The sequence below is a fragment of the Galenea microaerophila genome (genome assembly GCF_054657255.1).
Window position 1 is genome coordinate 89,882 of record NZ_BAAHWZ010000001.1, and the last position, 13,390, is coordinate 103,271.

The 13,390-nt window shown below is 47.2% G+C and carries 15 protein-coding genes; 14 read left to right on the forward strand and 1 reads right to left on the reverse strand.

The genetic code is table 11. The features are described 5' to 3' along the window. Nucleotides 1-96: 96 nt before the first annotated feature. From pssA to rimI, 4 genes are read left to right on the forward strand one after another with little or no spacing between them, the layout of a single operon-like run. Complete coding sequence (gene pssA / locus ACYQ05_RS00435) at nt 97-909, forward strand: CDP-diacylglycerol--serine O-phosphatidyltransferase (RefSeq protein WP_459817480.1); 813 nt, start codon at nt 97-99, stop codon at nt 907-909. Further along, entirely contained in the window at nt 902-2,467 is a 1,566-nt protein-coding gene (locus ACYQ05_RS00440) for a 2-isopropylmalate synthase (protein ID WP_459817481.1), read from the forward strand. The genes pssA and ACYQ05_RS00440 overlap by 8 nt, the downstream gene beginning before the upstream one ends. 9 nt (nt 2,468-2,476) lie before the next feature. Continuing rightward, complete coding sequence (locus tag ACYQ05_RS00445) at nt 2,477-3,193, forward strand: hypothetical protein (protein ID WP_459817482.1); 717 nt, start codon at nt 2,477-2,479, stop codon at nt 3,191-3,193. Then, nucleotides 3,193-3,645: a ribosomal protein S18-alanine N-acetyltransferase gene (gene rimI / locus ACYQ05_RS00450; RefSeq protein ID WP_459817483.1), complete on the forward strand. Its 453-nt coding sequence runs from the start codon at nt 3,193-3,195 to the stop codon at nt 3,643-3,645. The genes ACYQ05_RS00445 and rimI overlap by 1 nt, the downstream gene beginning before the upstream one ends. Nucleotides 3,646-3,651: 6 nt before the next feature. On the opposite strand, the gene ACYQ05_RS00455 is transcribed toward rimI, so the two are convergent. After that, nucleotides 3,652-4,452, reverse strand: a complete 801-nt coding sequence (locus tag ACYQ05_RS00455) for an inositol monophosphatase family protein (protein ID WP_459817484.1) — start codon at nt 4,450-4,452, stop codon at nt 3,652-3,654. A gap of 61 nt (nt 4,453-4,513) precedes the next feature. Here ACYQ05_RS00455 and ACYQ05_RS00460 point away from each other — a divergent pair, with 61 nt between their 5' ends. The 10 genes from ACYQ05_RS00460 (at nt 4,514) to der (ending at nt 13,339) form a co-directional block, all read left to right on the forward strand. Next, entirely contained in the window at nt 4,514-5,296 is a 783-nt protein-coding gene (locus ACYQ05_RS00460) for an RNA methyltransferase (protein ID WP_459817485.1), read from the forward strand. Beyond that, entirely contained in the window at nt 5,289-6,101 is an 813-nt protein-coding gene (gene cysE, locus ACYQ05_RS00465; RefSeq protein ID WP_459817486.1) for a serine O-acetyltransferase, read from the forward strand. Before ACYQ05_RS00460 ends, cysE begins: the two co-directional genes overlap by 8 nt. 78 nt (nt 6,102-6,179) lie before the next feature. Next, nucleotides 6,180-6,608 carry an Rrf2 family transcriptional regulator gene (locus tag ACYQ05_RS00470; protein WP_459817487.1) on the forward strand — a complete coding sequence of 143 codons (429 nt, stop codon included), beginning with the start codon at nt 6,180-6,182 and terminating at the stop codon, nt 6,606-6,608. A 9-nt stretch (nt 6,609-6,617) separates the two neighbouring features. Beyond that, nucleotides 6,618-6,944, forward strand: a complete 327-nt coding sequence (locus tag ACYQ05_RS00475) for a HesB/IscA family protein (RefSeq protein ID WP_459817488.1) — start codon at nt 6,618-6,620, stop codon at nt 6,942-6,944. 132 nt (nt 6,945-7,076) lie between these two features. After that, nucleotides 7,077-7,505, forward strand: coding sequence for a nucleoside-diphosphate kinase (gene ndk / locus ACYQ05_RS00480; RefSeq protein WP_459817489.1), 429 nt, complete (start codon nt 7,077-7,079; stop codon nt 7,503-7,505). A 9-nt stretch (nt 7,506-7,514) separates the two neighbouring features. Then, nucleotides 7,515-8,675: a dual-specificity RNA methyltransferase RlmN gene (gene rlmN / locus ACYQ05_RS00485; protein WP_459817490.1), complete on the forward strand. Its 1,161-nt coding sequence runs from the start codon at nt 7,515-7,517 to the stop codon at nt 8,673-8,675. A gap of 21 nt (nt 8,676-8,696) precedes the next feature. Then, nucleotides 8,697-9,983, forward strand: a complete 1,287-nt coding sequence (gene hisS / locus ACYQ05_RS00490; protein ID WP_459817491.1) for a histidine--tRNA ligase — start codon at nt 8,697-8,699, stop codon at nt 9,981-9,983. Continuing rightward, nucleotides 9,977-10,618, forward strand: coding sequence for a YfgM family protein (locus ACYQ05_RS00495; protein ID WP_459817492.1), 642 nt, complete (start codon nt 9,977-9,979; stop codon nt 10,616-10,618). Before hisS ends, ACYQ05_RS00495 begins: the two co-directional genes overlap by 7 nt. Then, on the forward strand, nt 10,618-11,898 hold the full coding sequence (gene bamB, locus ACYQ05_RS00500; protein ID WP_459817493.1) for an outer membrane protein assembly factor BamB: 1,281 nt from the start codon (nt 10,618-10,620) through the stop codon (nt 11,896-11,898). The genes ACYQ05_RS00495 and bamB overlap by 1 nt, the downstream gene beginning before the upstream one ends. Continuing rightward, nucleotides 11,891-13,339: a ribosome biogenesis GTPase Der gene (gene der / locus ACYQ05_RS00505; RefSeq protein WP_459817494.1), complete on the forward strand. Its 1,449-nt coding sequence runs from the start codon at nt 11,891-11,893 to the stop codon at nt 13,337-13,339. The genes bamB and der overlap by 8 nt, the downstream gene beginning before the upstream one ends. Nucleotides 13,340-13,390: the final 51 nt, after the last annotated feature.

Sequence of the window (13,390 nt, forward strand, 5' to 3'; positions counted from 1 at the left end):
TCCCATTTAAACAGTTGGCATAGGGGGGCTTTGATTGCATCCTTAATCATGACTCGATAGAATAGGTCCTTTCCATAATTTTTGAGACCGTAAGCTATGAAACCGTTTGAGCGGGGGATTTATCTTTTACCCAATTTGATGACCACAGCGGCTCTGTTTTCAGGGTTTTATGCGGTGATCGCGGGGATGAATGGTCAATTTGAAGCGGGTGCCATCGCCATTTTTGTGGCCATGGTGTTTGATGGGTTAGATGGGCGTGTGGCACGCATGACGAATTCGTGCAGCGCTTTTGGTGCCGAATATGATAGTTTGGCGGATATGATCTCTTTTGGCTTGGCGCCCGCTTTGCTGATGTATCAATGGGCTTTGCACGACTTTGGCAAGGTAGGATGGTTAATCGCTTTTATTTACACCGCTGGGGCGGCTTTGCGGCTAGCACGCTTTAATACGCAAGTCGGTACCGCGGATAAACGCTTTTTTCAAGGATTGCCCAGCCCAGCGGCAGCGGCCTTATTAGCGGGCTTAGTTTGGGTGGTGGAAACCAATCATATTTCAACCGGGATGGAGCCTTTTATTGCACTGATTTTAACGCTCTTTTCAGGGTTGATGATGGTCAGCAATGTGCGCTTTCACTCGTTTAAGGAATTGAATTTAAAAGATAAGGTGCCTTTTGTCACCTTGTTGTTGATGGTGTTGGGGTTTGTGGTGATCACCCTGAAGCCGGCTATGATTCTGTTTTTACTCTTTTTAGGCTATGCCATATCGGGCCCAGTTTTGACTCTGATCTCTCTGAATAAGAAACGACTGCTGCGTCGGCAGACGCGAAGAAAAAAAGCAGAAGCACAAACGACAGCTGAATCAACTAAGTCTACGGAATTAAATGAATTGAGAGAAGAGCATCATGAGTAAGCAAAATAAAAATAATAAAGAAAAATTAGTCATTTTTGATACCACCTTGCGCGATGGTGAGCAGAGTCCTGGCGCCTCTATGACCAAAGAAGAGAAGGTGCGCATTGCCAAACAGTTAGAAAAATTGCAGGTGGATGTGCTCGAAGCGGGCTTTCCAGCAGCCAGTGAAGGAGATTTTGAAGCAGTGAAAGCGGTAGCTTCAGCCGTTGAAGATGTGACCGTTTGTGGTTTAGCGCGTGCACTGGAAAATGATATTGTCAAAGCTGGGGAAGCGATAAAACCCGCCAATTCTGGACGCATCCATACCTTTATTGCCACTTCGCCCATTCATATGGAGATGAAGTTGCGAATGACACCAGATCAAGTGGTGGAACGTGCCGTTTGGGCGGTGAAACGGGCGAGAGATTTCACCGATAATGTCGAGTTTTCTCCAGAAGATGCTGGGCGCTCCGATATTGATTTTTTATGTCGGGTGATTGAAGCGGTGATTGATGCAGGTGCGACAACGATCAATATTCCGGATACAGTGGGCTATAATCTTCCTGAGCAGTTTGGCGAGCTTTTTCATCAATTGTTAACGCGCATTCCGAATTCAGATAAGGCGATTTTTTCCGCTCACTGTCATAATGACTTAGGATTGGCGACGGCCAACTCTTTAGCTGCAGTTAAAGCGGGTGCCCGTCAAGTTGAGTGCACCATTAATGGGTTGGGTGAGCGTGCTGGGAATACCGCTTTAGAAGAGGTGGTGATGGCTGTTAGAACGCGTCAGGACTATTTTGATGTGGATACGCGAATCAATACCCGAGAAATCTTAGCCACTTCACGTCTGGTGTCGAACATTACCGGTTTTATGGTGCAACCCAATAAGGCGATTGTTGGTGCCAATGCGTTTGCGCATGAGTCTGGGATTCATCAAGACGGCGTCCTTAAACATCGTGAAACCTACGAAATTATGCGCGCACAAGATGTGGGCTGGCATGACAACAAGATGGTGTTAGGGAAGCACTCGGGTCGTAGTGCCTTCAAAGCGCGCTTAAAAGAGTTGGGGATTGAGCTTGAGACGGAAGAGGCGCTCAATGATGCGTTCCGCCGTTTTAAAGAGTTGGCGGATCGTAAGCATGAGATCTATGATGAAGATTTGCAAGCTTTGATTACCGACGCCAATAACCAACGGGTGGAGAATGACTATTACCGTTTGGTGGCATTAGAGGTAGGTACCGGCACTGGAGAGCGCCCTCACGCGAAAGTGACGCTATGGATTAATGGTCAAGAGCAGACCGCAGAGGCGGAAGGGGGCGGCGTGGTTGATGCCACTTTTAAAACCATTGAGAAAATTGTCGACTCGGGTGCCTCACTTGAGCTTTACTCTGTTAGCAATGTTACCAATGGAACGGATTCCATTGGAGAGACCACCGTTCGATTGGAAAAAGGGGGGCGCATTGTCAATGGTCAAGGTTCCGATACCGATATTGTTTTAGCGTCGGCCAAAGCTTATATCAATGCACTGAATAAGTTGGTGGATGAAGACGAAAAAGCGCATCCTCAAGCACATCTATAATGCTGAAAGATGACCAAAATTAAAACGGTTTTTACTGAATCGCTGTTCACCCAGTTGGGATTGCCGGTTTATCAGCCGGTTAAGACCGCTGGGTTTTTTGTGTCGTTTGACAATGGGAGGCTTGAGCATAAGATGACTGAAGAAAAAACGGATGCGCAGATCGCTGCTGAGCAAGCCGCCAAGATCCCAACTCCTGAAAAACCTCAGCCTAAACCCATTGCCGGGGCATTAAATACTTCACAAGCTGTGGCAGAATTTTTACAAAAAAATGGCAAAATCCCCAGTCCTGAGGATGAGGGCGCTTTACCCACTGCAGATGAAGTGGCTTTTGAGGTGCCAGAAAAACCCGAAAATAGCTCTGAATCCGCCGTTCAGTGGATTTGGGTGGAAGAAGGGCTTCAGTCGATTTGGCAGAATGCCTCTGCACCCGCATGGCAATTGTGGCTGAATATTTTAAAAGCGTTTCATTTGCAGCCAGAACAGACACAGTTTTTTGATCCTTTGCAGTTAAACAGTGAAGCGCACTTTGAACACTGTGTTGAACAGGTGATTGCTGGCGGTGTTGAACACATTTGGGTCAGTGAAGAGGCATTGTCATCCCCATTGGTTGAGTGGTTGGCTGAAGGGGTTGAAGTGGTGTCGGTGCCCAGTCTGCATCGCATGTTAGAAGAGGGACAGGCCAAACAACAGTTTTTTGAAACGGTTTGTCGATTGGAAACGGTTTAATGTCAGAAGTTTGGAGTCACCTACGGGTGATGGATCAAGAAGATTTGCCGTGGGTGGTGGCGACCGAGCAGCAAGCTTATGCTTTTCCTTGGCGGAAACAGGGGTTTGAAAGTGCGTTGAACCAGGGCGTTAACTTTGTCTTCTGTCAAGCGGATGAATCGCGCTTCGGTTACGCCTGTTTACTGCCCATTGTCGATGAATTGGAGTTGTTGAATTTCTGTATTCATCCTCAATATCAAGGAAAAGGGGCGGGCAATTGGGCTTTACAGCGAGTCATTGAACGCTTTACCGGCACACATTATCAGGCGATTCATCTTGAAGTGCGCATTTCCAACCAGTCAGCGATCTCTCTGTATCAAAAGTTTGGTTTTGAGAAGGTTGGGTTGCGTCCTAATTATTATCGAAGTGCGCAGGGCAAAGAAGATGCCCTGCTGATGACTTTGATTTTATAGCGAAACCTATTTGCGGAAGGGTTCGGAAATGGTTTGACCAATGACGTGCGCCATCTCTTTATAGAGTTTGGGGTTGGCCGTGAGAATATTGCCACTGTCTAGATAGTCTTCTCCGCCTTTAAAGTCAGTGACCAAACCGCCGGCCTCTTTGACAATGATGACGCCTGCGGCTATATCCCAAGGCTTGAGATTAAACTCCCAGTAACCATCGACGCGACCACAAGCGACATAGGCTAAATCCAAAGCAGCTGAGCCCGCACGACGTAAGCCGGCTGTTTGAGTCATAAAGCTGCGGAAGCTTTGCAAATAATCTTCACTAAACGCAAATTCTGTATAAGGAAAACCTGTCGCCAGTAAGGCATCTTCTAATGTTTTTTGTTCACTGACACGAATGCGAAAATTATTGAGGCGTGCCCCTTCACCTTTAGTCGCGGTGAACATTTCATCGCGATGGGGATCATAGATGGCCCCATGCATCAGTTTGCCATTTTCCAGAACGCCAATGGAGACTGCATAGTGTGGAAAACCGTGTAAAAAGTTGGTGGTGCCGTCCAGAGGATCAATCACCCATTCAAAGCGAGAAGGGGTTTTATGCACGCCGCTCTCTTCTGCGCGCAAATTATGATCTGGGTAATATTTGCGGATGGTATCGATAATGATTTTTTCAGCCGTGAAATCGACGTGGGAAACATAGTCATGGCGACCTTTTTTTTCGATGGTTATCCGTTCTAGGTTTTGCGATTGTTGCAAAATATATTCACCGGCAAGACGCGCCGCTTCTGTGGCAACATTGAGGATTGGATGCATAGTGATTCCTTAAAATGCGATAATAATGCCCACTATTATAAACGAAGCAAGATGGAGTTTAATGTCTATACAAGATTATTGCCAGCATCCCGCATTGCAGAAAATTCGAGTGGTGTTAATTGAAACCTCTCATCCGGGAAATATTGGTGCAGTCGCCAGAGCCATGAAAAATATGGGCTTATCTAAGTTGGTTTTGGTGAAGCCCAAACATTTCCCCAGTGTGGAAGCTTCGACACGCGCATCCAGTGCCGCTGACCTATTGGCCAATGCCCGGGTCGTTGAGGATTTAGAGTCGGCAATCGCGGGTGCGACGCGTGTGTTTGGTGCCAGTGCGCGTTTGCGTAAGGTCTGTTGGCCGCAAATGTCGGTACGAGAAACAGGGCAGATGGCAGTGCAACAAGCGATGCAGGGCGATGAAGTCGCTTTGGTGTTTGGGCGGGAAAGCAGTGGTTTGAGTAATGCAGAAATGGACAAATGCCACTTTTTAAGCCATATTCCGACCAACCCGGCTTATAGTTCCTTAAATCTTGCGCAAGCCGTGCAGGTGTTTGCTTATGAGTGTTTGATGGCGACCGATTTGGTAGAAGATTCACCGTTTGCACAAGCTGAGGTCACAGCGCCACAGAGAAAATTGGCTTCGACAGAGCAGTTGGAAGGCTTTTATCAACATTTACATCAAGCTTTGCAAGATATTGAATTTTTAGATCCGGCCAAAAATGACCGATTTATGCGTCGTATGCGTCGGCTCTATCACCGAGCGCAGTTGGATGAGAAAGAGATTGATATCTTGCGAGGGATTTTGACCGCGGCACAGCGGAAGGCGGAGAAAGCAAAAAATGTTTAAACGAATTAAATCCGATATCCAATGCGTGTTTGAGCGAGATCCTGCCGCACGCAATACTTTTGAAGTGTTGACCACTTACCCCGGGTTGCACGCCATTTTATGGTATCGATTGGCGCATAAACTTTGGCAGTGGAATTGGAAATGGTTGGCTAGGTGGCTGTCCACCTTGGCACGCTGGTTGACGGGGATCGAAATCCATCCCGCGGCTAAAATTGGCGAGCGCTTTTTTATTGATCATGGCATGGGGGTGGTGATCGGAGAAACTGCAGAAATTGGAGATGATTGTACGCTTTATCATGGCGTGACTTTAGGTGGAACCAGTTGGCAGGCCGGTAAGCGCCACCCGACGCTCGGCAATGGCGTTGTGGTCGGTGCAGGGGCAAAAGTTTTAGGGCCGATTACGGTGGGAGATGATGCGCGTATCGGCTCTAATGCGGTGGTGTTGAAAACAGTACCGCCTGGACGCACGGTGGTTGGCGTACCAGGGCGCATTGTCGTAAGAAATCAAGATGAAAAAATGCGTCGTCGAAAACAGATGGCTGAAAAAATAGGATTTGATGCCTATGGTGTTGGGCAAGAGGTGGAGGATCCTGTAGAAAAAGCGATCTATAGTTTATTGGAGCATGTACAGAGTCAGGATGAAAAGCTTGCGGCCTTAAGTGAGCAAGTGAAGGCGTTAGGCGGAGAGCCCGTGAATATGGATCTCCCTGACTTAGAAGGTGCGGTGTTAGAACCAGATGATCCAGAGCAGGCAGCCCATCTTCATAAAAAGCAAAAGCAGGCAACAGAGCAATCAGATGCCTAGTTTGCATGAAGGTAATTCTTGAGTAAAGTATAAGGTTATTGTAAAATGCGTTTTAAATTTAACGGATAACATGAAATTATGAAACTTACCTCAAGAGGGCGCTATGCGGTGACAGCAATGTTAGATATTGCTGTGAACCAATGCAATGGTGCGATTACATTAGCGGTCATTTCTGAACGGCAAGGGATCTCGCTCTCTTATCTAGAGCAGATTTTTTCAAAACTTAAAAAAGCGGGACTGGTGGTCAGTGCGCGGGGACCCGGGGGGGGCTATCGTTTAAGTCGTGACGCCTCGCAAATTTTTATCAATCAAATCATTCATGCGGTCAATGAAGATATGGACCCTCGCAGATGTAAAGGCAAGGGGAATTGTGATGGCGGTGCCCAGTGCGCTTCTCATGTGTTATGGGATGAGTTAAGTCAGATGATAGACGGTTTTTTAGGTACCATCTCCATCCAACACTTGATGGATCAAGCGGAACAGAAAACGGTCAAATTAAAAATTTAAGAGGTTATTATGGCAGTCACTTTAACGCCTGCTGCGGCAGAACGGGTCAAAAAAATGATCGAAAAACGGGGAAAAGGCTTAGGTATCCGTGTGGGGACTAAGGTCAGTGGATGTGCCGGTTTTTCCTATGTTGTGGATTATGCCGATGAAATCCATGAAGATGATGCGGTCTTTGAAAGCCATGGCGTTAAGGTGGTGGTCGACCCAGCCAGCCTTGAGCGGATTGATGGCATGGTGTTAGATTACCAAAAAGAGAGCCTATTGAATGAAGGCTTTGTATTCAATAATCCGAATGTTAAAGACAGCTGCGGTTGCGGAGAGTCTTTTAGCATTTAGTCGCGCGCGTTTTTCTATTTTAACCACCTTGTGATGAGTTTTTTCCATCACAAGGCTTTTGCCGTTTTTTCCCTAAATTAACCAATGTTTGTTAGAATATCTGTCCATTTATTTTAGTCTTAGGAACCCAACATGATTGAGCGTACCTTTTCCATTATTAAACCCGATGCGGTCAAGCGCAACTTAATTGGCGAGATTACCCAAATTTTTGAGCAAAACGGTTTAAAAGTGGTCGCTTCAAAAATGATTCATATGGGCACACGAGAAGTGGAAGGCTTTTATGCAGAGCATATTGGCAAGCCATTTTTTGAAAATTTGGTTGAAAATATGACCGCGGGTCCTTGCATAGTGCAAGTGTTAGAGGGAGAAAATGCCATTCAGCATAATCGTGAACTGATGGGGGCGACAGATCCTGAAAAAGCCGCGCCAGGTACCATTAGAAAACGCTATGCAGTCAGCATGCAGCAGAACTCAGTGCATGGTTCCGATTCGCCTGAGAGTGCGGCGCGTGAGATTGGCTTTTTCTTTAGTGAAGTGGAAATCCACTCACCACAATCATAAAGGGTGCGCATGAATCAAACTGCAGTCAAAGCTCGACCTTTCGATATTAAACAAGTGGCCGTTGAGGTGGTGGAGCCAGAGATTCCCCGCGCCGACAAAAAAGTTGACTTGCTCGGAATGGATAAGGCCGCTTTAGAGGCCTTTTTTGTTTCTATTGGTGAAAAGCCCTTCCGTGCGGGCCAGTTGATGAAATGGATTCATCAGCAAGGGGTGAGCGATTTCGATGAGATGAGTAATCTCAGTAAAGCTTTGCGTCAAAAGTTAAAAGAGGTCGCGGTGATTCGCACGCCTAAAGTGGTGGCGGAACAGAAATCCAGCGACGGCACCATTAAATGGTTGCTGGAAGTGGATCAGCAAAATAGTGTTGAAGCAGTGTTTATTCCAGAAGACAATCGTGGCACCCTTTGCATCTCATCGCAAGTCGGCTGTGCCTTGGATTGTGCTTTTTGTGCGACCGGAAAGCAAGGCTTTAACCGCAATTTGTCCAATTGGGAAATTGTCGCGCAGATGTGGGTGGCAAATAAGGCGCTGGGCTGTAAACCGAAAGACGAACGCAAAATTTCCAATGTGGTGTTTATGGGCATGGGTGAACCCTTATTAAATACCACCCACGTTTTCCCTGCAGCGCGGATTTTAATGGATGATTTTGCCTATGGCTTGTCCAAGCGCCGTGTAACCATTAGTACGGCCGGGATTGTGCCAGCGATAGACCGCATTAAATCAGAATTGGATGTGAGCCTGGCCATTTCCCTGCATGCGCCCAATAATGCCTTGCGGGATGAGTTGGTGCCGGTGAATCAAAAATATCCTTTAGAAATGTTGATGCCTGCTTTGCATCGATTTGTGGAAGGCGGGCACAGCAAAAAACATGTGACCGTAGAGTATGTGATGCTCGATCAAATCAATGATCGGCCGGAGCATGCAGAACAGCTGATTGAACTGCTGGGAGATTTACCGTGCAAAGTGAATTTAATTCCTTTTAACCCCTTTCCCAATACAGATTATCAACGCAGTTCGAATAATACCCTCCACCGCTTTCAGCGCCGGTTAATGGAGGCTGGCGTCAATTGCACGATTCGCCGGACGCGGGGGGATGATATTGATGCGGCTTGTGGTCAATTGGCAGGCAAGGTTAAAGATCGAACGAAACGCACACAACAGAAAGCTTAATAGAGAAAGATAGAGAAAATCATGACACAAAAGATTACCGCTGTTCGCGGCATGAACGATATTTTTGGTGAGCAAGCTGCCGCTTTTGATTGGATTGTGCACAATGCAGAGCAGGTGATGCAGCAGTATGCTTATCAACCCATTCGCCTTCCTGTCGTGGAGAAAACCCAGCTATTTGCTCGTGCCATTGGTGAAGTGACCGATATTGTGGAAAAAGAGATGTATACCTTTGAGGATCGCAATGGCGACAGCTTAACGCTGCGACCAGAGGGTACGGCGGGTTGTGTCCGTGCGATGATCGAAAATGGTTGGCTGCATAATCAGGTGCAAAAGGTGTATTACCATGGCCCTATGTTCCGCCATGAACGGCCGCAAAAGGGGCGTTATCGTCAGTTTCATCAGTTTGGTGTCGAAGTTTTTGGCTTAAGCGATGCGGAGATAGATGCGGAACTGATTATTTTGTCCGCGCGTTTATGGAGCCTATTGGGGCTTGAGAATTTAACGCTGCAAATCAATTCACTGGGCTCTGCCGAAGCGCGTGCCGCCTATCGTGAGAAGTTGGTGATCTATCTGTCAGAACATGCAGATCAGTTAGATGAAGACAGCAAACGCCGTCTGCACACCAATCCGTTGCGGATTTTGGACAGCAAAAATCCAGAAATGGCTGAAATTATCGCGAATGCCCCTAAATTGATTGACCATCTGGATGCGTCATCTCAAGTGCATTTTGAACAGCTACAGCGCCATTTGCAAGATGTGGGCATTGCGTTTGAGATTAATCCCAACTTGGTGCGCGGATTGGATTACTATAACCAAACGGTTTTTGAATGGGTGACCACTGAATTGGGGGCGCAAGGCACCGTTTGTGCGGGCGGCCGTTATGATGGATTGGTAGAACAAATTGGCGGCAAGCCTACGCCAGCGGTGGGGTTTGCTTTAGGGATTGAACGTCTGATGGCGTTAATTTTGGATAAGGGCTTGCTGCCCGCGCATCCACAAGCAGATATCTATATCGTATTGGTAGGAGAAGGGGTGCAACAGCCCGGATTGGTGATTGCCGAACAGATTCGTGATACTTTTCCACAGCTCAAAGTGCAGATGCACAGCGGGGGTGGTAGTTTTAAGAGTCAATTTAAAAAGGCGGATAAATCCGGTGCAGCCTATGCCATTGTGCTCGGTGAGCAAGAAGTAGAAAAGCAGACGGCGATTATTAAGCCGCTGCGGGAAGAGGCTGAACAGGTGGAAGTGGAATGGCCCGTTTTAATGGAAGCATTAGGTCAACGCATTAAAGAGGAAGCAAAATGTTAAATCGTTATGAAACTGAAGAAGAACAAGTCGATGCCATTAAGCAGTGGTGGCAGAAGAATGGTACGCAACTGCTGTTAGGGATTTTGTTGATTGTGCTGGCCTATAGCGGTTGGCAGTATTGGCAAAATAAACAGTATGCAGAAGCCGCTTATGCCTCTTCAGTCTTTGAAGCTTTGCAAGTGCGGGCAGCAGAAGGGAAATTGGGGGATGTGGCACGAGATGGCCTCAAACTGATGGATGAGCAGCCAGACAGCCCTTATGCAACGGGCGTTGCATTGATTTTAGCCAAGTTTTATATGGAAAAAGGTGAAAATCAACAAGCAGAAAACAATTTCCAATGGGCGATCCAGCATGCACCCGATCAGGCATTGAAAACCGTTGCGCAACTCCGTTTAGCGCGTTTTTATGCAGATCAGAAGCAGTGGGATAAAGCACAAAACATGCTTGCGCAAGTGAAGACTCAGTCGTTAGTTGATGAAGAAAAAGCAAACTATGATTATGTCTCTGCTGAGGTGGCATTGTTACAACATAAAACGGCTGAAGCCAAAGCGGGCTTTGCTAAAGTGGTCGCGAATGAAAAAGCGGATAAAAGTTTAAAAGCGGTAGCACAGCTGCAATTGGATGACTTAGGTTAATGAAGCGTAATGATTTTGTTCTTTTAAAGAACAGTTGGATACAAAAAATGCAAAAAAATGCCAAAATCCCCAGTCCTGCCATAAAGCGGACAGCTTTCATGGCGCTCTTATTCACTCTGGTGATTGAGGTGACAGGGTGTAGTCATACGGCTTCGGTTCATCCGCCGACGCCTTTGCCGCAGATGACACAAACCGCTGAATTGGAACGACAGTGGCAGCTGTTACTGGGGCGGACGACAGATGCGGAAGCCGTGGGTCTACGCATTGCGTTGGATGAAAATAGAGTCTATAGCGCAGCCACAGAAGGTTGGCTGAGCGCGATGTGGCAGTCGCCCAAAGATCGTTGGACAGATCAGGTGATTTGGCAGAAGAAGTTGAACGAATTGGTGACAGCCGGTCCGGTGATTCATCAGCAAACACTCTATTTTGGCACCAATAAAGGCAGCTTGTATGCGCTGGATAAGGTGTCTGGTCGTCTGTTATGGCAAAAGCAGCTCAGCAGTGAAGTGATCGCACCGCCAGTGATTCATCAGGGTCGTCTATTTACCCGCACGGTGGATGGCAAACTCTACGCTTTGAATGCGCAAACGGGGGCGCAGATTTGGGAAGTGGAACATTTGCTGCCCAATCTCTCACTACGTGGCGCAGCGCCTGTGACCGTGACAAATGATCGTCTGTTTATTGGTTGGGAGAGTGGCGAAGTGGAAGCGTTTTCCCCAGCAAGTGGTGCACGTTTATGGACGCAACGGATTTTAACGCCACAGGGACGTACGGACCTTGAACGCATGGTGGATCTGCAAGCGAAGCTGGTGTTGCATCAAGGGCGGCTCATTGTTTTGGGGTATCACGGTAAATTGGAAGCCCTAAACCCTAAAACCGGTCTGCCTTATTGGGTTAAAAATGTTTCCGGCTATCGTTCGCCTTTGGTGAATGATCAAGGGATTTTTTTGGTGACGGATCAAGATATCGTGCAGTCTTACGACCTGCAAACGGGCGCATTGCGCTGGCAGCAGAAACAGTTGCGCTATCGTCATTTATCGGAATTGGCATTTTTTAAAGATCAGATTCTAATCGGGGATGGCTATGGCACCATTGAGCGCCTTGATCCCATTGATGGCACTTTATTAGGGTATTTTACCCATGAAAAGGACACCGCAATTGTGGGGTTAATGCCGGCACAAGAAGAACAAGTACTCTATGTGCAAGATGCCGATGGCTATATTACGCGCTATCAAATAAACCCTACTGATTTTGCAACGCAAAAAGGTCATCATGAGTAAACCTGTACTCGCCCTAGTGGGGCGACCGAATGTGGGAAAATCGACTCTTTTTAATCGCCTAACGCGTACGCGAGATGCGATTGTGGCAGATTATCCAGGGTTAACACGTGATCGTCAGTATGGCAGCGGTCGTGTCGGCAATCGTCCCTATATTGTGGTCGATACAGGCGGTTTAAGCGGTGAAGCGGAAGGTGTAGATCCCTTAATGGCATCGCAAGTGACAGCGGCCATTGAAGAGGCGGATGCCATTCTGTTTTTGGTCGATGGTCGTTCTGGTTTAACGCCTGCGGATGAAGAGATTGCGCGTTTTATTCGTCAGTTTGATAAGCCGGTCTATCTGTTAGTGAATAAAACAGAAGGGTTTGATAAAACGTTAGCCGCTTCCGATTTTTATCAACTGGGGCTCGGGGATCCTTATTCCATTGCCGCTGCCCATGGTGACAATATTCAGCCGGTTATTGCGCAGGTGTTAAGCGAAATTCCGACAAAACCGGATGAAGCGGATGCGGTCGATTTGGATGCGCATCCAGGGATTCGGGTTGCGGTTATTGGTCGTCCCAATGTTGGAAAATCCACGCTGATTAACCGCATGATTGGTGAAGAGCGTGTGGTGGCTTTTGATATGCCCGGCACGACACGTGACAGTATTTATGTGCCTTTTGAGCGGGACGGTCAGTTTTATACGTTGATTGATACGGCAGGGGTTCGCAAGCGGAAAAAAGTCTCCGAAGCCATTGAAAAATTCAGTGTGATTAAAGCGATCGAAGCGATGGCGAATGCGCATGTGGTGATTTTAGTGGTGGATGCTTCGGAAGGGATTACCGATCAAGATTTAACGCTGTTGGGACATGCGCTGGAATCAGGGCGCGGTTTGGTGATTGCATTAAATAAATGGGATAACTTGAGCTCTGAACAGCGAGAAAAGGTTAAGCATGAGCTGGAATACAAGCTGCAATTTGTGGATTATGCCAAAAAACATCTCATTTCGGCGCTGCATGGTACGGGCGTGGGAGATCTATTTAAAACCGTACGTCAAGTGTATGACGCGGCGATGCGTCGGGTGTCCACGTCCGCACTGAATCGCGTGTTAGAACAAGCGGTGCAAGACCATCAACCGCCTTTAATCAGTGGTCGAAGAGTTAAGTTACGTTATGCGCATTTGGGCGGTTTGAATCCACCCCGCATTGTGATTCATGGCAATCAGGTGGATAAGCTGCCGCAAGCCTATACCAAATATTTGATGAATGTTTTCCGTAAGGCCTTTAAGTGGGAAGGTACGCCCATTTCAATTGAGTATAAGGTGACTGAAAACCCCTTTGAAGGGCGTAAAAATCGCTTTGCTGAGCGTAAATTAAGTGCGGCGAAAACTCAAAAACGTGAGGTGAAAGCGCAAAAGCAGAAGCTGAAGAAAAAGAAACAGCAGAAGCGGCGCACGCATTAAAGCCTCAATTTTGGTTCAAAGAATTTTAAAATTGCCTGCACTGCTTGCAGG

Bases quoted from the DNA above. Each gene is read 5' to 3' on its own strand.
- ACYQ05_RS00495 (WP_459817492.1), top strand. From the start codon at position 9,977: ATGTTAAATCGTTATGAAACTGAAGAAGAACAAGTCGATGCCATTAAG.
- ndk (WP_459817489.1), top strand. From the start codon at position 7,077: ATGATTGAGCGTACCTTTTCCATTATTAAACCCGATGCGGTCAAGCGC.
- pssA (WP_459817480.1), top strand. From the start codon at position 97: ATGAAACCGTTTGAGCGGGGGATTTATCTTTTACCCAATTTGATGACC.
- ACYQ05_RS00460 (WP_459817485.1), top strand. From the start codon at position 4,514: ATGTCTATACAAGATTATTGCCAGCATCCCGCATTGCAGAAAATTCGA.
- cysE (WP_459817486.1), top strand. From the start codon at position 5,289: ATGTTTAAACGAATTAAATCCGATATCCAATGCGTGTTTGAGCGAGAT.
- ACYQ05_RS00470 (WP_459817487.1), top strand. From the start codon at position 6,180: ATGAAACTTACCTCAAGAGGGCGCTATGCGGTGACAGCAATGTTAGAT.
- ACYQ05_RS00475 (WP_459817488.1), top strand. From the start codon at position 6,618: ATGGCAGTCACTTTAACGCCTGCTGCGGCAGAACGGGTCAAAAAAATG.
- hisS (WP_459817491.1), top strand. From the start codon at position 8,697: ATGACACAAAAGATTACCGCTGTTCGCGGCATGAACGATATTTTTGGT.
- der (WP_459817494.1), top strand. From the start codon at position 11,891: ATGAGTAAACCTGTACTCGCCCTAGTGGGGCGACCGAATGTGGGAAAA.
- ACYQ05_RS00440 (WP_459817481.1), top strand. From the start codon at position 902: ATGAGTAAGCAAAATAAAAATAATAAAGAAAAATTAGTCATTTTTGAT.
- ACYQ05_RS00455 (WP_459817484.1), bottom strand. From the start codon at position 4,452: ATGCATCCAATCCTCAATGTTGCCACAGAAGCGGCGCGTCTTGCCGGT.
- bamB (WP_459817493.1), top strand. From the start codon at position 10,618: ATGAAGCGTAATGATTTTGTTCTTTTAAAGAACAGTTGGATACAAAAA.
- rimI (WP_459817483.1), top strand. From the start codon at position 3,193: ATGTCAGAAGTTTGGAGTCACCTACGGGTGATGGATCAAGAAGATTTG.
- ACYQ05_RS00445 (WP_459817482.1), top strand. From the start codon at position 2,477: ATGACCAAAATTAAAACGGTTTTTACTGAATCGCTGTTCACCCAGTTG.
- rlmN (WP_459817490.1), top strand. From the start codon at position 7,515: ATGAATCAAACTGCAGTCAAAGCTCGACCTTTCGATATTAAACAAGTG.